Annotated in this window: 17 protein-coding genes and 2 pseudogenes; 8 read left to right on the plus strand and 11 right to left on the minus strand. The window is 50.8% G+C overall.

Features of this window, described 5'->3' with window-relative positions; translation table 11 throughout:
- Positions 1-204: 204 nt before the first annotated feature.
- Both DES54_RS09035 and DES54_RS09040 read left to right on the plus strand, forming a co-directional pair.
- Entirely contained in the window at positions 205-1,215 is a 1,011-nt protein-coding gene (locus DES54_RS09035; protein WP_113866603.1) for an AI-2E family transporter, read from the plus strand.
- Positions 1,216-1,367: 152 nt separating this feature from the next.
- Complete coding sequence (locus tag DES54_RS09040) at positions 1,368-1,979, plus strand: hypothetical protein (RefSeq protein ID WP_113866604.1); 612 nt, start codon at positions 1,368-1,370, stop codon at positions 1,977-1,979.
- A 36-nt stretch (positions 1,980-2,015) separates the two neighbouring features.
- On the opposite strand, the gene DES54_RS09045 is transcribed toward DES54_RS09040, so the two are convergent.
- From DES54_RS09045 to DES54_RS09090, 10 genes and pseudogenes are all read right to left on the minus strand, one after another.
- Positions 2,016-2,813, minus strand: coding sequence for a YopJ family acetyltransferase (locus DES54_RS09045; protein WP_113866606.1), 798 nt, complete (start codon positions 2,811-2,813; stop codon positions 2,016-2,018).
- Between the two features lie 362 nt (positions 2,814-3,175).
- The gene (locus DES54_RS09050; protein ID WP_205680209.1) at positions 3,176-4,339 is read right to left on the minus strand and encodes a L,D-transpeptidase family protein; all 1,164 of its coding nucleotides are present in this window, start codon (positions 4,337-4,339) and stop codon (positions 3,176-3,178) included.
- 173 nt (positions 4,340-4,512) lie between these two features.
- Positions 4,513-5,310: a deaminated glutathione amidase gene (locus DES54_RS09055; RefSeq protein ID WP_113866610.1), complete on the minus strand. Its 798-nt coding sequence runs from the start codon at positions 5,308-5,310 to the stop codon at positions 4,513-4,515.
- Between the two features lie 160 nt (positions 5,311-5,470).
- Positions 5,471-6,387 (minus strand): annotated as a pseudogene (locus DES54_RS09060) (nucleotidyl transferase AbiEii/AbiGii toxin family protein).
- Positions 6,371-6,916 carry a type IV toxin-antitoxin system AbiEi family antitoxin gene (gene abiEi, locus DES54_RS09065; RefSeq protein WP_113866612.1) on the minus strand — a complete coding sequence of 182 codons (546 nt, stop codon included), beginning with the start codon at positions 6,914-6,916 and terminating at the stop codon, positions 6,371-6,373. Before abiEi ends, DES54_RS09060 begins: the two are co-directional and overlap by 17 nt.
- Before the next feature lie 241 nt (positions 6,917-7,157).
- Positions 7,158-7,694, minus strand: coding sequence for a cytochrome b561 (gene cybB, locus DES54_RS09070; protein ID WP_113866614.1), 537 nt, complete (start codon positions 7,692-7,694; stop codon positions 7,158-7,160).
- 178 nt (positions 7,695-7,872) lie between these two features.
- Positions 7,873-11,406, minus strand: a complete 3,534-nt coding sequence (gene nifJ / locus DES54_RS09075) for a pyruvate:ferredoxin (flavodoxin) oxidoreductase (RefSeq protein ID WP_113866616.1) — start codon at positions 11,404-11,406, stop codon at positions 7,873-7,875.
- Between the two features lie 201 nt (positions 11,407-11,607).
- Positions 11,608-12,561, minus strand: a complete 954-nt coding sequence (locus tag DES54_RS09080; protein ID WP_113866617.1) for a LysR family transcriptional regulator — start codon at positions 12,559-12,561, stop codon at positions 11,608-11,610.
- Positions 12,562-12,735: 174 nt separating this feature from the next.
- Complete coding sequence (locus DES54_RS09085; RefSeq protein WP_169050476.1) at positions 12,736-13,701, minus strand: SphA family protein; 966 nt, start codon at positions 13,699-13,701, stop codon at positions 12,736-12,738.
- 67 nt (positions 13,702-13,768) lie between these two features.
- Entirely contained in the window at positions 13,769-15,313 is a 1,545-nt protein-coding gene (locus DES54_RS09090; RefSeq protein ID WP_113866621.1) for an FAD-dependent oxidoreductase, read from the minus strand.
- A gap of 335 nt (positions 15,314-15,648) precedes the next feature.
- On the opposite strand from DES54_RS09090, the gene DES54_RS09095 reads away from it, so the two are divergent.
- The gene (locus DES54_RS09095; RefSeq protein ID WP_113866622.1) at positions 15,649-15,963 is read left to right on the plus strand and encodes a hypothetical protein; all 315 of its coding nucleotides are present in this window, start codon (positions 15,649-15,651) and stop codon (positions 15,961-15,963) included.
- Between the two features lie 46 nt (positions 15,964-16,009).
- On the opposite strand, the gene DES54_RS09100 is transcribed toward DES54_RS09095, so the two are convergent.
- On the minus strand, positions 16,010-16,564 hold the full coding sequence (locus tag DES54_RS09100; RefSeq protein ID WP_113866624.1) for a helix-turn-helix domain-containing protein: 555 nt from the start codon (positions 16,562-16,564) through the stop codon (positions 16,010-16,012).
- Positions 16,565-16,637: 73 nt separating this feature from the next.
- On the opposite strand from DES54_RS09100, the gene DES54_RS09105 reads away from it, so the two are divergent.
- The 5 genes and pseudogenes from DES54_RS09105 to DES54_RS18900 all read left to right on the plus strand — a co-directional run.
- Positions 16,638-17,177: a GNAT family N-acetyltransferase gene (locus DES54_RS09105; RefSeq protein ID WP_113866626.1), complete on the plus strand. Its 540-nt coding sequence runs from the start codon at positions 16,638-16,640 to the stop codon at positions 17,175-17,177.
- Between the two features lie 101 nt (positions 17,178-17,278).
- Complete coding sequence (locus DES54_RS09110; RefSeq protein ID WP_113866628.1) at positions 17,279-17,923, plus strand: metallophosphoesterase; 645 nt, start codon at positions 17,279-17,281, stop codon at positions 17,921-17,923.
- A gap of 228 nt (positions 17,924-18,151) precedes the next feature.
- Positions 18,152-18,424, plus strand: a complete 273-nt coding sequence (locus DES54_RS09115) for a type II toxin-antitoxin system TacA family antitoxin (RefSeq protein ID WP_113866630.1) — start codon at positions 18,152-18,154, stop codon at positions 18,422-18,424.
- Positions 18,415-18,894, plus strand: a complete 480-nt coding sequence (locus DES54_RS09120; RefSeq protein WP_113866632.1) for a GNAT family N-acetyltransferase — start codon at positions 18,415-18,417, stop codon at positions 18,892-18,894. The genes DES54_RS09115 and DES54_RS09120 overlap by 10 nt, the downstream gene beginning before the upstream one ends.
- Before the next feature lie 575 nt (positions 18,895-19,469).
- Positions 19,470-19,586: pseudogene (locus DES54_RS18900) on the plus strand (helix-turn-helix transcriptional regulator); the annotation flags it as partial.
- Positions 19,587-19,678 lie beyond the last annotated feature (92 nt).

Here is a 19,678-nt window from a genome sequence, read left to right on the forward strand (position 1 = left end):
GGCGTTTCTGCGGCAAAAGGCTAAAAATAGTCCCTTACCCATCCGTTTGTGGTCTGTATGGCAGTTTCCGGTTATCGGTTGTGCAGGATATTCCCGCCATCTTTTATAAAAACCGCTTTCATCTCCGCGCCAGATAGTCAGGACATCACTGACGAAGGGCCGTGCATGCCTATTTAGCGTTTCTTACGAATACAGGACGTCATTATGCAGTTACTGAATTTGAAACAAGCCCGATTGCTGAGCTTTTTCTTTATTATGGGCGGCCTGTTGATTCTACTGCCGTTGCGTTTACTCACATGTTTCATCGCCGGTTTTCTGGTTTACGAAATTGTGAACCTGCTGACGCCCTATTTTCAAAAGGTGATTGGCGGCAAACGGGCGCGTTGGATGGTGGTGGCGATTATCAGTACGTTGGTCGTCAGCCTGTTGAGCCTGCTGTTCGGCAGTCTGGTAGGGTTACTGATGCAGGAAATGAAAGACACCACCGCCTTTAACCTGCGTATCGCCTATGTCCTCAATGATATCCAGCGACAGTTGATGCACTATTTGCCGGGATACCTGCCGGTGAGTGTCGAAGAACTCCAGCATGAATTTTTACTATGGATTCAGCAGCACATCCCCATCTTGCAGAACATGGGGAAAAGTTTTCTGCATGGTTTCGTCACGATGCTGATTGGCATGGTGCTGGGGGCGATTATTTCTTTATATAACGTTGATAATAATGAGGAAGGGTCGTTGCTTAAAGCGGAGTTGCTGCGCCGAATCGTATTGTTGTCCGCATCATTCCGCAACATTGTTTTTGCGCAGGTCAAAATCTCTGCGGTGAATACGGCCCTCTCCGCCATTTTCATTCTGGGCGCGCTGCCGTGTTTTGGTATTCATCTGCCGTTTTCGAAAACGCTGGTGATACTGACGTTTGTGTTTGGTTTGTTGCCGGTCATCGGTAATTTGATCTCCAATTCCATTGTCTTCATTTCAGCGCTTTCCATTTCACTGCCGATCGCTCTGATTGCGTTGGCCTATCTGATGTTGATTCACAAGTTAGAGTATTTCCTGAACGCAAAAATCGTCGGAACCCGGATCAAGGCGCATGCCTGGGAAATCTTGTTGGCGATGCTGATATTTGAAGCGGCTTTTGGGTTATCCGGCGTGATTGCCGCGCCAATTTATTACGCTTACCTGAAAAGCGAACTGAAAGAAGCCGCTTTGATTTAATTCTTCATATTGGCAGATGAGTACTCTATTCGCCTGCCATTTTCCCCTGCAACCCTTATATCCCACTGTCATGTCGCATCAACGGCCCATTCCTCTCTTTTGCTGAATGATAAAATCCCGCCTTGTTGAGTATTTGTTTGGATGTAGAAAACATGAGTAAAGAGGTTGATATTATTATTCGTAGTCTGCTTTTTTTCCTGATGCTGGCTGTGGTTGTCGGGCTGGTGTTACTCCTGATATTTGTTGATGTGCTGGTTTTGCATAACGATATGAGAGAGATATCCGTTACCGAATTTTCCCAGGAGTTGTTATTACTGTTAACCGGCGGATTATTTCTTGGTATGGCGATTAAATCGGCGCTGTATCGCGGTGGTTATCTGCTGATCGCCGGATTCTTTTTTTGTCTGTTTATCCGGGAAATGGATTTTTTGCTGGATGTTATCGCTCAGGGTAGCTGGTTTTATTTCGCCATGCTGTGCGCCATCGGCTGTATTGGTTATGCCCTGTGGTCGAGAAAAAGCACCCTCGCCGGGTTAGCGCATTTTTTCAAGCACCCAGCTTATGGCTATATGGTGAGTGGATTGCTGGCGGTTCTGGTTTTTTCCCGACTGATCGGCGTGAACAGACTATGGCTGACGCTGATGAATGAGGGATATGTGCGTACCGTGAAAAATATAGCGGAAGAAGGCGCCGAACTGTTTGGTTATACGCTGTGTCTGATTTCAAGCGTGCTCTATTATCGTTCCGTCCGCCATAGTCTGTAGAACCGCGTTGCGCACGCCAGCCTATGATGGGGAACATCATCTTTGTTCCAGCCATGCCAACGCATCTCTGGCGAACGCGATTCTTTGATCTTCTATGGCGGTATTGTAAGTCACTTCCTCGGCGTAGCCGCCATTTTCACCGGTGGCGCGAGTATTGAGATGCTGATGAAAATGATCGCTGAGTTGGTTTTGTATTGATGCCGGCAATGAATTAAAGACTCTGCGCGATGTTGTCAACTGATAAAAATCCGCAGGCAGTACATGTTTAAATTCGCGTGTCGTCAGGCTGCCTGCATCGTCGGGGTTATACTCATCGTCTTCATCTATTTTTGCATAGTTTTGCTGGTGGACACGCGCAATGGCGTCTTCATTGCGCGCCATCGCTTTGGCGTCGTTAAGCGCAAAGATTTTGCAGCCAGAAAGGGTTTTCTGCGTTCCTGTGTACAGCACCGTTAATGCCGCATTAAGACCGGGAAGATGTATAGCGATATCTGTATCGGTGAAAGGGGAGCGATTGGCATCCACCACAACCAACGAGATCTTTCCATTTTTTTTCTCTGCTTCCATTGCCACGCTATGTGGCGTATCGCCTGGCTCATCATCAATGGCAATGTTAACAATGGCGTGCCATTTAGTGTCGTTTTCCATATTTTGCAACGCGTTTTTCAGTTCCCTACCTCTGCTTTCCGAGATATTCAGCAGACCTATCTGTAAGTCATACTTATAATTCTGCGCGTGGATAAGATATTTTTGTAAGTGCATTTCTTCCGTTCTGGCATCTGGTTGTATTGCGTTATTCGCGCTGTGTTCGAGTTTGTGCAGATAATCGTTCATCTGTCTTTTTAACGCGCGCGGGTTATAGCTTTCCGATGAGTTTGATATGGGCGCAGACACCACCCATCACTGATGATGACGTGGACTCGTTTGCTCTTGGCGCCGGGGGAGATGGCGGTTGAAAGTAATGAGATAAAATAGCGGGAATTCGCATTATGGCGACCTTTCATCCATGCAGGTAACAGGTAAACAAAAATATTCTCTCAGTGTGTACATTCTTTGAGTGAGTAAACGTGCAGACTGGTTCCGGTCAAACTGGCACGGCGACCCGCGCGTCACAGACAAGTGGATTTATGCGGTGAGAGGCGATGAGAGAAGAAACGGTTGGAAGCGCAGACTGGCTTCCAACCGGAACCAGCAGATTAAGGGGTAACGTTGGCGTCTTCCGCCGCGTGAACTTCCGCGTCGGGTGTCGTCGCATCTATTTGCGGCGCGGCATTTTCCTGTAGTGAATCGTCTTGTAAAGCGTCGTCCATAGCATCATCCGGTACAGCATCGTCCGGTACAGCATTATCTTGTGCCGCATCGTTCTGCGGTTGCGCGTACGGGGCAACCGGCGCGGCGACGGATTCAACCGGAACAGTCGGCGTTTCCGGTTCGATAAGGCCGTTAATTTTGACCGGAATACCAGAACGCGTTTTGATTGCTTCATCGACGTCGCGGGTATTCACACTGGCATCGGCCAGAACCTTACTCACCTTTTCCGTAATGTTGATAGGTGCTGGCGCATCAGAGCGGAATTCTTCCACGGTACGAGACAGCGGATGGTGGACTTCCACATAGCGTGAACCATCCGGTTCGACGGTGGCTTTCACCGGTTCATTAATAAACTGTACGCGCGTCCCTACCGGAACGTGGTCGAACAGATATTTAATGTCATCGGCCCGCAGGCGAACACAGCCGTGGCTGACGCGCAGGCCGATACCGAAGTTGGCGTTGGTGCCGTGGATGGCGTAAAGATTACCGATATACAGCGCGTACAACCCCATCGGGTTATCCGGCCCTGCCGGGTACACTTTCAGCAACGTCTCTCCGCGAGCGGCATATTCGGCGTGCATCTTGGCGGTCGGCGTCCAGGTCGGACCGGCTTTTTTGCGCTGAACGGAGGTCGTCCAGTTAATCGGCGTATCTGTACCCAATTCGCCGATGCCGATAGGCAGAACGATGACGGTTTTGCTGCCTTTCGGGTAGTAATACAGACGCATTTCCGCACTATTGATCACAATACCTTCGCGCGGCGCATCCGGCAGGATCAACTGATGGGGAATAATCATCTTGCTGCCTGGTCGCGGCAGGTAGACATCCGCATCCGGGTTCGCTTCCAGCAAATTGCTCAATCCCATCTGGTATTGGGCGGCGAAAGCTTCTAACGGCAAGGTGCTGTCTGCCGGAACGGTAATTTCGATATTTTCCCCCACCAGACGACTGTTGGCCGCAGGCAGTGGGTAGACAACGGCAAAGGCGGCTTGGCTGAATGCAGCGGCGGCCAGAACTAAGGTAAGGATCGCGCGAATACTCATTTTCATGTCTTTGTTGAGTGGTAAATGCCATACCAGCGGTAATGGGTTTGGTTTCTGGTCGATGGCGACCGGATGCGCATTATATGTTCAGAATGCTAAGAGAGGGAAATAACATGTGCAACAAATCACACTTTTTGGTTGCCCCGTTGATAAGGCCTGTGCGCGGGGGCGATTCGGCGTCATGATCCGCCGTCAAGCATCGGTTTTTTAAAACGGCGGTTAGCCAATACCGGCAACATCTGACGGGCATAAGCCAGTCGTTCCGGCTGGATATCGGCATAGCGCAGGGCGGGGACTTCCGGCGCCTGAACAACGACTACGCCCAATGGATCAACAACCATGCTGTTACCGATGTTCTTGACGCCACATTCTCCGGCAGCAACGAGATAGACCGTATTTTCCAGCGCTCTGGCGCGCACCAGCAGTTCCCAATGGGCTTCTTTCAACGGGCCTTTAATCCAGGCGGAGGGCAGCACCAGCACGTCCGCGCCATCCAAAGCCAGACGTCGGGCCAATTCGGGAAAGCGGATGTCATAGCAGGTCATCAGGCCGACATGCAGTCCGGCGATGGTCAGCAGCGGCGGAATGTCCTCGCCAGCCAGCACATTTTCCGATTCCCGCATGGAAAATGCGTCATACAGATGCAGTTTTCGATACTGCGCAACGATTTCACCGTTGCGGATCGCCAGCAGCGTGTTCCAGACTTTTCCCGCGCCGTTCGGAATATGCACGCACAGCATCGTCGTCATCTCGCTGCCTTTACTGGCGGCCAGCAACTGGGTGATAAAGGGGCCGTCAAGGGGTTGGGCGGCGTCCAGCACCATGTTGGGATTGGTGATATCCCGCGCCAATACGCCTTCGGGCAGCACCAGTAAGTCGGCGCTGTTTTTCCGGGCGGCTGACATGAATGACGATATCGTCGCGAGATTGTTTTTCCATTCACGGTCAACGGCGAATTGTCCCAATGCGACTTTCATACTCGCTCCTGCTATGCATAACACGGCCTGAATGGGCCGGTTAACTCGTTACCCGTTCACCAATTTATCATCCAATAACTTATTAACTATAAAAATAAAATTATCTGGTGAATAGAGTATTCTACTTTTTATAAAATCTTTTTATTTGGGATACTGATGATTACATGACGAACGGCGCTTTCCCGCCATCTCCTTGTAACGCCAGTTGTAATGCGCTCAAGAGTCCTCTTAATTCGCCACTTAAATATTGGCTGAATGCCCCGCGCCCCAACGTTCTGTCAAATACCGCTTGTGGCAGGAATCGCCGCATTTCAGCGCTAAAACGGCCATCCCCTACAATCTGATCGATGCTTTGTATGCGCTGTGCCAATAGCGCGTCATAATTCGGGATTCGGTAGTCCTGAATTTTTTACGAATCAGATCGATATCATAAGTCGCATTCTGCTGGAGCAGCCACGGCAAGTCCCAAATATCACGGTAGCGGATATATTTTGTTGTTGCCACGAGCGAAACCAGTTTGTCGCACATCACTTCATTAAGTGTTTTACACATGACCAGCGTGTCAGAGTAACCATCGGGTAAAACCTCATAGTTACGTTTTAACGTCATCGGCGTTTTTGTATAAGCCGGAATATTCGCGATCTCAATTTTGACCTGCTGCCTTGGCATATCGCGTTTTCCCGGGGCAGTGGTAACGGACACCTGCCACTTGTCGATACGCACTTCCTCATAGCCGGGTTCATTGCGTAACGCATTTGGCGCTTTTACGTTGACCTCAAGGCCGTACCGGTTCCCCAAATACGCTTCGATACAGGCTTTCATGTTCTTCAAGTCTGCACCGGAAAACGCAACACCCCCTGCAAAATCCAAATCCTCACTGAAGCGGTTTGCGCCATAACACAACCTTAACGACGTTCCCCCCTGAAAAGTAAGCTGTTCCAGCAAACCCGCACTATCCAGACAGTAGAGAATGTCATAGTGCAAAAGCTCCTTTTCCACCACATTGCGCAAGCCTTCAAGCCCAGTTGATTCCACCGCTTTACTGACCAGTTCGGCAAAGTTAACTTTCTGATTCATGGTATAACTCCGACTCGTCGATCAGATGGGTATTACGTCCGACGCGGCGTAAATCCCTCACAGCAGTTTTTTTCGTCGCTTGCCGCAACGGGGAATTGCCAAAATAGGTATCCTGCAAAATCTGCTCAGGTGGCCGCTTGGTATGGGTAAACTCGATCACCCCGAAAGGCGTTTTATGTTCTTCTGAACGTCCGGTTGTCATCACCGTGATGCGGTCAATCGGGATTTGAGAAATAACACCATACTCAGACAGTGCGGATTCAAGGCTGAGATAATTATACTCGCCACGGCGTAGCGCTAACACGATACGCTCTAGCGTATAAGCATCTTTGCTTGTGGCATGGTTATAGACATACACGCCGCGAATCGCACGGGTCAGAATGCCATCTTTTACCAAACGATTTAGCCCGGCGTTAAATGCTCTGGAGCTATCCTCATGGAAAATTTTGGCTAAATCGCGGGAAGTGAAGACATAGCGCCCTTGCTTATCGAATGCGTTTAAACGTTCGATAGCCGTGATCCTGTCCATTTATAAGTCCACATGAAAATCACATAATTATGTTATTCACGTATACTTGAATAAGTATGTTTCATCAAGTACACACAAATACCACTAAAAAGAGATATTCGTGTGTACTTGACGAAAAATCGCGTAAGTAGTGGCCGCGAAAAGGTGGGGTCTCACAAGATGAGCCCGTAGGCAAAAAGCCCGCATACCACGGTTTACGGGCTTTTTTGTATCCGTGGCAGTTATTCACAGGATCAGGGCGTTATCCGCGCTTGGCCGGCATCATGCGCAGCAGCGTGTTGTCTTTCATCACATAGTGATGGAACAGAGCGGCGATGGTATGCAGGCCAATAAGCCAGTAACCAAGCGGCGCGAGAATTTCATGCCAGTCAATCAAGGTTCTGGCAAGTTCCAAATTCGGTACGGCGGAGGTTGGCATGTCAATGCCAAACAGCATCCAATCCCGGCCCCGGTAATAGCGCGACGCGACGCCCAGTACAGGCAGGACGATAAACAGCAGATAGATAACGATGTGCGTCAACGTCGCCAGTGCGGATTGCCAACGCGGGGGCGGCGGCGTAATCGCCGGCGAAGTATGGCGCGCACGTAGAAACAGGCGCGCCAGCATCAGCACCAGCACCAGCACGCCGCAACTAAAATGGGTGACAATCATGACGGTACGCAGCAGCGAACCACGTTCAGCGAACCCACGCAGTTCTATCGTGGCATAGGTCACGACGAGCAACAAAAAAACCAGCCAATGCAACGCGATTTGTGGTGATGCGAATTTTCCTTTCATCTCTTTTCCTCTGTCATGAACGAACCTGTTCGACATGGTAACGGCGAGTCGTGGTACCAGCGAATAGTTGTATAAAATATAAGGTAACTCCCGTGTTGTCAGTAGCTATAACTGGTTTTCATTTCAGACGATGCATTAAAGAAAAAACCGGTCGGAGCCGGTTTTGAGGTATCGCTCATTATTCCTGCGGATTTTTCTCCGCTTTACCCGCCATCATGGTCAGAAAATCAAAGCGGCGGCGTAGATCCAGTTCGGCTTCTTCGTACAGCAACGCCGTTTCTTCCGGCATCTGACTGTTCAGGCGGCGGAAGCGCTGTTCTTTGAGCAGAGTTTCGCTCAGGCTGCTGGATGGCGGTCGTGAATCCGTCACCAACGCGGCTTTACCTTCCTCTGTGCGGCGTGGATCGAAGCGATAAAGCGGCCAGAAACCGGTGGTGGTGAGTTGACGCATCTGGTCGTGGCTGAACGCCAGATCGTAGCCGTGTTCTTCACACGGACTGTAAGCAATAATCAGCGATGGCCCCGGCCACGCCTCGGCCTCCTGAATGGCTTTCACTGTCTGATTCAACTGCGCGCCCAATGAAATCTGCGCCACATAGACATGGCCGTACATCATCACGTTGATGCCCAGATCTTTGCGTGCCTTGCGTTTGCCCTTTTCGCCAAACTTGGTCACCGCCCCCAGTGGCGTGGCTTTGGATTGCTGTCCGCCGGTGTTGGAATAACATTGCGTATCCAGCACCAGTACGTTGACGTTTTCACTCAGGCTCATGACGTGATCCAGACCGCCATAGCCGATGTCATACGCCCAACCGTCGCCGCCAATCAGCCAGATGGATTTATCCACCAGATGATCAGCATCCGCCGTCAGCGCATTGGCGTCGTCGCTGTCCATATCCGTCAACAGCATGCGTAATTGCTCAATCTGCTGACGGCGCAATTCCGGTGCGATCGCGTCTTCCTGCAAGGCGGCGACCAGATCGGCTGGTAACTGCGGCGCCAGTTTGTGCAGCAAACGGAGAACGCGCTGACGGTGCTGATCGACACTTAAACGGAAACCAAGACCAAATTCGGCATTATCTTCAAACAACGAGTTGGCCCAGGCCGGCCCACGCCCGTTGGCATCGGTAGTCCACGGGGTGGTCGGCAAGTTGCCGCCATAAATGGAGGAACAGCCTGTCGCGTTCGCCACCAGCAGACGATCGCCGTAAAGCTGAGTCAGTAGTTTGATATACGGCGTTTCACCACAGCCGGAACAGGCGCCCGAATACTCGAACAACGGTGAAATCAACTGAGAAGTACGGATATCGATGCGTTCCAGACTGGATTTATCGATTTCCGGCAGTTGCAGGAAGAAATCAAAGTTCTGTTTTTCAACATGCAGATTATCCAGTCGGGATGCCATATTGATGGCTTTGATCGCAGGATCCTGCCGATCTTTCGCCGGACAGACTTCCACGCACAGGTTGCAGCCGGTGCAATCTTCCGGCGCGACTTGCAAGACATATTTCTGGCCACGCATATCGTGCGCTTTTACATCCAGAGATCGCAGCGACTCGGGCGCGGACGACATGACATCGGCAGGCACCACTTTGGCGCGGATGGCTGAGTGTGGGCAGGCGGCGACGCAGTGGTTACACTGGGTGCAAAGCTGGGGTTGCCACAACGGAATTTCTTCCGCAATGTTGCGTTTTTCCCATTTCGTCGTCCCCGTCGGCCAGGTGCCGTCAGGGGGCAGGGCGGAAACCGGTAAGGTATCGCCCAGACCGGCCAGCATGGTGGCGGTCACGGTTTTCACAAAATCCGGCGCTGCATCGGAGACGACCGGCGGGCGCTGCGGGCTGTCGGGATTAACCGCCTCCAGCGGCACGGCGCAAAGCGCTTCTAATGTGGCGCTCAGGGCGCGACAGTTGCGTTTAACCAGTTCCTGACCTTTGCTGCCGTAGCTTTTGGCGATTGCGGCGCGTAGTTTTTCAACCGCAAGATCGCCAGGCAGGATCTGCGACAGATGGAAGAACGCCATTTGCATCACGGTATTGATGCGCGCGCCCAATTGACATTCGCGGGCAATTTTCGCCGCGTTGATGCAATACACCTGCGCGTTACGGATCTTGAGGCCCGCCTGTACTTCCTGCGGCAGACGATGCCAGAGATCGTCGCTGGCATAAGGCGCGTTAATCAGGAAGATACCGCCAGGCTTCAGCCGTTCCACCATGCTGTATTTATCAATGAACTGCCATTGGTGACAGGCGACAAAATCGGCCTGCTCGATCAGGTAAGCGGAATTAATCGGATGCGGCCCCACGCGCATATGAGAAACGGTCAAACTGCCGGCTTTTTTGGAGTCGTAAACGAAATACCCCTGCACAAACATCGGTGTGGTTTCACCCACGATCTTGATGGCGTTCTTGGTCGCCGAAACCGTGCCGTCGCTGCCTAATCCATAGAACAGGGCTTCAAGCGAAGAGGTCGATGGCAGCCGCTGTTCCGGCAACGGCAGAGAAAGATGAGTGACGTCATCATAGATGCCGACAGTGAAGCGGGGACGTGGGTTGGCAAGTGCTAACTCATTAAAAATCGCCTGTACGCACTGAGGCGTGAATTCTTTTGACGACAAACCGTAGCGGCCGCCGATCACCCGTGGCATTGATGCGCGCTCGCCCGTGGAAAACGCTTCGGCCAGCGAGGTCATGACATCCAGACACAGCGGTTCAGCCAGTGCTCCCGGTTCTTTGGTGCGATCCAATACGGCAATACGTTCCGCCGTTTGCGGAATGGCGGCCAGCAGATGTTTGGCGGAGAACGGCCGATAGAGGCGGACTTTAACCACGCCGACCTTTTCTCCGCGGGTGAGCAGGGTGTCGATCACCTCTTCACACGTGCCGACGCCGGAACCCATCAGCACAATAACCTTGGTCGCCTGCGGATGGCCGTAATACTCAAAAGGCTGATACTGACGCCCGGTTGCCCTGGCGAAGCTATTCATAGCCTGTTCGACATGTTCACAGGCGGCGTTGTACCACGGGTTGGTCGCTTCCCGCGCCTGGAAGAACGTATCCGGGTTGGAGGCGGTGCCACGGATCACCGGGCGTTCAGGTGTAAGCGCTCGCTCACGGTGGGCATCAATGGCTTGCTGGGGTAACAACTGGCGGATAACGTCATGGCTCAGCGATTCAATCTTGTTGATTTCATGCGAGGTACGGAAACCATCGAAGAAATGGATAAACGGCAGGCGACTGTTGAGACTGGCTATCTGCGAAATTAACGCGAAATCCTGCGCTTCCTGTACGCTGCTGGCGCACAACATGGCGCACCCTGTCTGGCGGACGGCCATCACATCGGAATGATCGCAGAAAATCGAGAGCGCATGGGTGGCGACCGTACGTGCTGCGACATGCAGCACAAAAGGCGTGAGTTCGCCTGCGAGCTTATATAATGTCGGGATCATCAGCAGTAACCCCTGCGACGAGGTAAAGGTGGTCGCCAGGGTCCCGGTTTGCAACGCGCCATGAACGGTGGCGATCGCGCCGCCTTCCGACTGCATTTCAACCACCCGCGGCGTATCGCCCCATATGTTCAGGCCGCCATCGCTGGACCATGCAGCGGCTTGTTCGGCCATCGTTGAACTGGGCGTAATAGGGTAGATGGCGATGACTTCATTCGTCCGCCAGGCTACGGAAGCGACTACGTTATTACCGTCGGTGGTGATCATGACTTAGCCTTTTTGCTCACTAAACGAAAATGTAATATTTATTCCGGGGATTATCGCATTTCAAAGAATGAAGAGGATGACTCGATTTACGCGGAGTTGTATCAAATTATTTGTTTTAAATTATTTGTATCGACCAGCGCTCATTATACGCCAATGAAGGACAAACGCTGCCTTCCCGATCGTGGCCGCCAATGGCGGGATTCAGCTAAATGACGGACAACCGGTATGGGCGGCATGGTGTATGGTTGTTTGCGCTTTGTGCATTTCACGCTGAAAATGGGTGATGAAATTGGTCAGCGCAGGCGAATGTGCCGTGGACTCATGGCGGGTGATCAGGCCGATATCCCAGGCCATACCGTTGTCCGGTATAGGAATTAACATCATGCCGTCGCGCAGCAGAGGACGGGCCAGCCCTTCGACGAACACAAAAACGCCTTTGTTCAGCGTCACCAGATCATAGGCCACATGCAGATCGTGACTGATGCGGGTATGGATGTGCGGCGAGACGCCAGCCTGATGCAGATGCTGCAAAATGGTTTCCTGAAGCCGGAAGGTTTCATCCAGCATAATCAGCGAGACATCCACCATATCGGTCAGGCGGATGGGGCGTGTTTTTGTCAATCGCGCCAGACGATGTTGCTCATTGCTGACCAGCACGATCCGCTCCTGCTTGAGACTGATATAGCGTAAGCGTAGGGTATCCCTGGGCCTGACGGTGATCGCCATATCCAGAGATCCATTATCCACGCGAGCTTCGCATTCAATATCGGAGTGCTCGGACAGTTCACAGTCCGCTTCTTTATTCGAGGCGAGAAACTCCATCACCCGTTGCACGCCCAGGCTTTGTAACGTACCGGGCGAAAAGCCCAGACGGTAGTGCGGCGGTTCATGATGCTGTTGTCTGGTTCGTATATCGTTCTCCAGTACGGAGATACTGTCGATGACGCCCAGGGTTTTGGCATAAAGGTAGTCTCCCATCGCTGTCGGGGACATGCCGCGAGAATTGCGTTGGAACAGAGTGACGCCCAGTTCGGTTTCCAGATTGAGGATCTGCCTGCTCAGCGCCTGCTGGGAAATAAACAATTTATGTGCGGAACGAGTCAGGCAACGATCCTCACACACCTGAACAAAATATTTCAGTGTGACGATATTCATGTGCCATCACTCCCATCATCAATGAGCGCGCCAAGATTGGGGCTCAGTGTAACCACCCCTTTTCCGACAAAATATGACAGCTATCATAGGAATAAAAAACACGTATGAATAAAAGGGATATTGCGCACAGTTTTTGCTATGCGCAAGGGGGGAGTGAAGATGATTCCTATCGCCTCATTGCAGAGGCAGACTGATCCCCAGGTGAACCATCGACATATTCACATCATTTTTGGCAAACAGGGCGATCAGAACGCGGCAGGAGACGGAAAACGTGCCGAAATCGTAACCGACCATTGGGCCGACCGCGGCATATTCAGTACGTTTCCCTTGCTTATGGAACCCTGGTATAGAGGCGACTTTTTGCCCTTGTATCTCGTCATCGCTGAACTGGCGAGTATAGTTGCCAATCATGCCTAATACCCAGTTATCGATCGCTTTGGTTGCCGTCGCATCCAGATAATAGAGATGGCCGGTTTGATAATCGGTTGTTTTGTTGCGGGTGTTGATATTGAGAATATTATTCAGCGTGAAGGCCCAGTCATCACGCAGGTAGGTGATGGCGAGATTTGGCTGGAAAATATAGAAATTGTTGGCTGTGGAATTTCCCAGCATAACGTTTCTGCCAGCGGTTTCACTATAGCGGTATTCAAACTTGCCATTCTTCAGGCTGATCCCCGCGCCAAATCCCATGAACAGGCCGCTGCCCATATCCCATGACAGCATCAGGGGCGTGAGCGTGGTGTTGAGTAGTCCGTCGTAATTATCAGTGCTTGTCGATAGACCATTATCGGTTTTGGCGCGGATCACGCGATACGGCTGGACTACGCTGAGCCCGTAACGAGCGCCCAGCATTTCCCAACCCGGCACCCATAATAGCGACGCCGCGGAACTGATAACCTTGAGTTTTACGCTGCCGCCGGGCGTTTGGGCTTTATCGCCGTTTTCATCCCGCAAGGAACCGGTTTCATAAGAACTTGCCAGAGAAAAATAGAGCCCGTCCGGTGGCAACAGACCGGCCGCGTTTCCGGTGGTGGCGCCCGGTTGCAAGGGTGTGACATTTTCCACGCCATAAACCGCAGGAACCGCCATTATCGCTGAGGTTAGGAGTGTGATTCGCATCAATCTATTGATATTATTCATTATTCCTCCAGTGCATGTTCTGCACGATGGGGAGGCTGCGCTCCCCATCACGGCGTGCGGGAGGTTATTATTTCAGCGCACGGATATAGGCTGCGGCATTGACGCCGGACAGACGGCCCGAAGTGGCCGCAAAGGAATACGCCGATCCCGATGCCCACAGCGTGTAGGTTCTGCCGTACAGTCCGCCCGCATCAAGACCGGTGGCGTAAAGTCCTTTGATAACGTTATCCTGTTTATCCGTCACCTCCATCGCCGGCGTAATCCGCACGCCGCCAATAGTGGCGAAATAGTGAGGTTGGACTTTCAGGGCGTAATAGGTCGGGCCGGTGAGCGGCATCACGCTGGCCGGATTTCTGGTAAAATCCTCATCCACATTCTTGTCTTTGATCTGGTTGTAGCGGGTGATTGTCGCTTTCAGCCGCTTGGGATCGACAGCGAGCTTTTTAGCCAGTTCATCCAGTGAGCTTGCCATCACGACTTTGGCGCTGCCCGCTTTGATGGCGTTATCGATCTCTTTCTTCACATTGGTGAGTTTCTTCATCACCGGGATAATGACGCCCATCCCGGTTCTGGCGCCCTGTTCTCCGACATATTTCACCGTGTTGTCGTCAAAAATGGACCAGACAAAGCTGTCCCGCTGTGCTTCAATCGCGTTACCGGCAATGACAAAACTTTGTACGACCGTTTCATCGATAAAGCGATCGCCGTATTTGTTGACCCACAGATTCGGTTCCCAGGCCATCCCCTGCAAATCGCCCACCAGCGGAATGCCTTTATCCGTCACTGCGGGGTGCATCATCAGCCCGAAGTCGGTGGTATCCGCGCCGACGCCCGTCGCCATGTCAATGCCGTCGCCCGTCTTGTTCAGATTGGCGAAAGGTTTGACTTTTTCCGGATCAAAGGGCGTCCAGGCTTTGACTTTCTCTTTGCTGTCCTGGAATCCACCGGTCGCCAGTATTACCGCTTTCGCCATGATGGTGATTTTGTTGCCGGCGGCATCTTCCGCTTCCACGCCCTTAATGGCGCCATCCTGATAGATCAGTTTTTTCCCTGGTGTTTTATACATAACCGTCACGCCTAATTCATTGGCGCGCTCTACCATACGCTTGATGAGCGCTGCGCCATGACTGGCGTTGCCGTAATCTTCCACGATATGCCATACCCGTGGTTCATGAGGAGATATCTGGGTAACATAGAAATTGACGCCTTGCTTTTCCAGCCAACGAATCGTTGCGCTGGATTCCTTCAGATACATTCTCACCAGCGCGGGGTTCACCCGGTAGGACTGGTTAAACTCCATCGAGGTTCGATAAGCTTCTTCGGGGGTCAGGGTGACCGAGTTTTTACGGGTTTGATTGGTGTTGACGCCAAAGAGTCCTTCGGCAAAGTTGGAACTGCCGCCGGCTATCGCCTGTTTTTCCAGCGCGATAACCTTTAGTCCCGCTTCTGCCGCGGAGACGGCGGCGGATACGCCTGCCCCCCCGAATCCAACCACCACCACATCGGTTTCCATTTTACGTTCTTGTGGAACACTATCTTGTGCGTGGCTGAGAGAGAGGCTGAAGATGAAAAGAAAGCAACCGATAGCGGTATTTCTTCTTAATCTGCTCATAGCGTTGTCTTCCTGTTATTGTAGGGTGGATGCCTTGTTTCCTGGTTATATCGTCTGCCTGTTCTATGATGAAAAAGGTATTCTGATGCAGTTTGATTAGTGGTCTGGATGTTTTCCTAACGGCCATTCTGCCCCTGTATCGGTACGAATTTTGAGGGGATGACAAGGCATGTTTTCACTATAACTTTATGAGATACATCGTAAAAACACTCTTTATTTGTAGTAGCCACAACCTCAGGTTGTGGCGTGCCGGGACAGGGGGGTAGCCCGGATTTTGTCAATGTCAGGTTGGCGAGAGCGGAGGAAAAGGTTCCCGTTAATCAAGGAACATCACGATGGTGAATGCATTAAAAGATAAGCTAGTTTCGGTATTGGCGACGCTACGGGAACAAGGGATGACGCCGGAACAGGCTTTCGAACATATCCTTCAGGCTCTTGGAGACAACCTCGGCGAGATCACGCAGATTTCCGTAATTACGCCGGGGCTGATTGCCGATGTATTGCATACAGTGTATCAGGATGAGATTTCCGCCCGGCAGATCGCCCTGATCCTGCACCAATTAGGTTATGACAGACAGGCGGTAGCCGGTGCGTTACGCCAGCAATTTCCTGAACTTTCCCGCGCCAACGGCGGGGCGGCGGGAAGCTGAACCTCATTACATCTGCCCGGCAAATCAGCCGGGTAGCATGCCCGGTCTATTCATTGGTTATCACTAATAGATAACGACATTCACTTTGATCAGGATTATGAAAAGTGACCGGATGCTTCACGTCAAAATTCAGGCAATCACCTGGCGTGAGTGCAAAACGTTCATTGTGGTATTCGACGGTCAACGCGCCTTCAATCAGCCACAGACGCTGTTGGTAGGGATGACTGCTCCAGCGTGGATAGCTGACTTTGGCGAAAGCGGGAAGGATAATTTCAATCATTTCCAGCCCGGTGGCCGCTTCCCGTTCTAAAACCTGCCGCCGCAGATAGTGCAATTCCGGATCACGCCATGTTTCCTGCTCCGCTTTTCTCCGTAACCGTTGGCGCGGTTGTTGGTCATTGCTCAAAAGCTGAGTAATGGGGACGCCCAATCCCGCCGCCAGTCGTCCGAGGATCGTGGCGCTGGGGCTGCTCGCTTTGCGTTCGATTTTAGAAATCATGGCCTTACTAACGCCCGACTGATGAGCCAGCAATTCAATACTCATGTTTTTGGCTTTACGTAATTGATAAATCTGCGAAGCGATCACCTCGTCTATTGACACAGGAATCTCCTTTTGATTACTTTGGTAGAATAAATTCCACTATAGTATTTATTCGCTCAAAAGGTAACAGAAAATGAAACGAGTTAACTGTACGGAAGCACGTCATGCACAGCAGATTTTGGACATTTTCAATGAGGCCATCATCAATTCAACGGCGCTCTATGATTACCAACCGCGACCATTGGCAAGCATGACGACCTGGTTTGCGCAAAAAAAGATCCACAATTTCCCTGTCATCGGCTATGAAAACCAGCAGGGCGAGTTATTGGGATTTGCCACCTATGGCACATTCCGTGACCGGCCCGCTTATAAATATTCCGTTGAACATTCAATTTACATTCATCAGGATCATCGGGGAAAAGGGCTGGGTAAACGGCTGCTTCAGCAATTGATTGAAACGGCGCAAGCGCAGGAAATGCATACTCTGGTTGCCGGTATTGATGCGGAAAATCGCGCCAGCATCGTCTTGCATGAAACGCTGGGTTTTCATCATGCTGGCACCATCCGCCAGGCGGCATTTAAATTTGGGCGCTGGCTGGATCTGGTGTTTTATCAGTTAATTCTGGATACGCCACACCACCCGACGGAAGCGTCGTTCACGCCGACAAGTTAAATGCCATACTGATCTGAGAGCGTACAATTGAATGAATGTTCGGTCATACGCAGGCTGGCTATCAGGCTTAAGAACGGCATCGCGCTTCAGATGAGGTATCCATGTATCGCAGTATCAGTGGAGAGGATTATCAAAAAATATTCGTCGTCGGTGATATCCACGGCTGTTATCAGTTATTGCTGGATGCGCTGGACGCGAGAAAATTCGATCGTCACACCGATCTGCTGATATCGGTCGGGGATTTGATTGATCGCGGCCCCGATAGCCCGGCTTGTCTGGCGTTGCTGGATGAACCCTGGTTTACCGCGGTGTGCGGCAATCATGAACAAATGGCGCGAGAAGCGCTGAACGAAGGCAATGGCTGGCTTTGGGCGCGCAACGGCGGTTCATGGTATACCGCGCTGGGTGACGCCGATAAGCGTCTGGCGGCTGACCTGATAGCCCAAACCGCAAACCTGCCGCTGGTCATTGATGTCAATATCGCCAGCCGCAACTATATGATTGCCCATGCTGATTACCCCGCGGAGGATTATGCCTTTGGCAAGCCGGTTGACGAGGATGAGCTTGTCTGGGGACGCAATCGTATCACGCGGGCGATGGCGGGAGCAGGCAACAACATCACGGGTGCGCATCTGTTTATCTTCGGACATACGCCGCTCCACAAACCCTTGATATTTTTTAAACAGCTTTATATTGATACCGGCGCTGTGTTTGGTGGTCGGCTGACATTGATCGAACTGCGTTGACCCGAGGGAATTTGAATTTTAATCATAACCTTATGATAAATAATTTATAATTCCGAGTTCAGAACCACAGAGTTTTATTTTTAATAATCAATAGATTAATGGGTAATGAGTCGGTAAACAGATGATGAGTCACTCGTCATCCTATAGTGAGATTCAAGATGCGTGTAGCTATTTGCTACACAATTGGCTATGATTCTTGTATAATAATTAGCTATATAAGAGGCGGTTATGAGAACAGAAGCGAAAGAAGCGCCGATCAACATTCGGGCAAAATTATCACAGCGGGAACTGATAGACGTTGCCGCGAAGCTACTTTCAAAATCACGTACTGATTTTATCCTTGAGGCCGCATGTCGTGAGGCGGAAGAGGTGCTATTGGATCAACGTCTGTTTCTGGTTGATGACTCACAATTTGATGCGTTTATTACCGCGCTGGAAAAACCTGTCGCAACGAATGAGCAGTTACAGGCGTTGTTAGACAGGAAATCACCGTGGGAATAACGGCACCTGAATTATTATTACCTCAGCATGCCGTGGTTGATTTCCGAAGTTCAGCGCCGTTACTGGATGAATGGCTGAAGCGTAAGGCACTCAAGAATCAGACCATTGGCGCATCACGAACTTTTGTTGTGTGTGAATCGGGTGGGAATCAGGTTGTAGGCTTTTACGCGCTGGCAACCGGCAGCGTACAGCGTCAATCCGTATCGGGTGCTTTACGGCGTAATATGCCTAATCCGCTGCCCGTATTAGTGCTGGGGCGTTTGGCGGTAGATGAACGTTATCACCGCCGTGGAATTGGCGCGGGACTATTGAAAGATGCGGTTTTACGTTCCCGGCAGGTTGCTGAACAGGTGGGAACGAAAGCGTTATTAGTTCATGCGCTGTCTGAGGAAGCAAAAGCTTTTTATCTGTACTGGGGCTTTACGCCCTCTGAAATCCAGTCAAGCATATTGCTTCTACCGCTCTGGTAAATCTATGTTTCCATCATAAAAAAACCGGCCGGAGCCGGTTTTGTCGTTTCACTGGGGTCCCTGTGCTTGGTTTCACAATGTTATGATTTTTATGTTTATTTTTGTATCGTGATTCATTAAGGGTTCAATAAAGGGTCCTAAAAAAGCGTAAGCACTGATTTTACTTTTTCCAGAGCTAAAATTTTAGATACTGCTAACGTTGAGGAGTTGAACTCACGAAACGTAGTCTTTCTGATCCCGAGGCTATTTCCCGTATGCAAGATGGTAAACATTTTACCTCCAACTAAGTCTTCCCAAAATGATAAACAAGAATTATAAGGTGGGAAAGTACGGCATTAAATCGAAAACAACTTAACCCCTTGATAAATAGCTATTTATTAAAAACCTAACATAGGTCGGAAAAATAGCACTTTTTGCAAAACCCCCACTAAGCCTATGCTAGCTTGCTTTCAAAACTCCTCTTACAAATATGCCTAAAAAAACACCAGTCCTTGATCAATTCATGCTTTTTGAAAGTTGATCGCCATAAGCAATCTGGAGATACTGCATCCATCAAAACAACAATGGAGAAATGTATGTCAGAAAGAAAAAGATTTATCCGTTTGCCTGAAGTGTTGGAAAGAACCGGATTTTGTAAAGCTTGGATTTATCGATTAATCAGTCGTGGTCAATTCCCTGCACCTATAAAACTAAATAACTGCGCCTATTACCGCTCCACTTTTGTTAGTCCAGGTTTGTTGCCTGGGAAAGGTGATGCGGTTTTAATAAATTGTCTGACATTTTT

The organism is Brenneria salicis ATCC 15712 = DSM 30166 (assembly GCF_003315515.1).
Classification (GTDB): Bacteria; Pseudomonadota; Gammaproteobacteria; order Enterobacterales; family Enterobacteriaceae; genus Brenneria; species Brenneria salicis.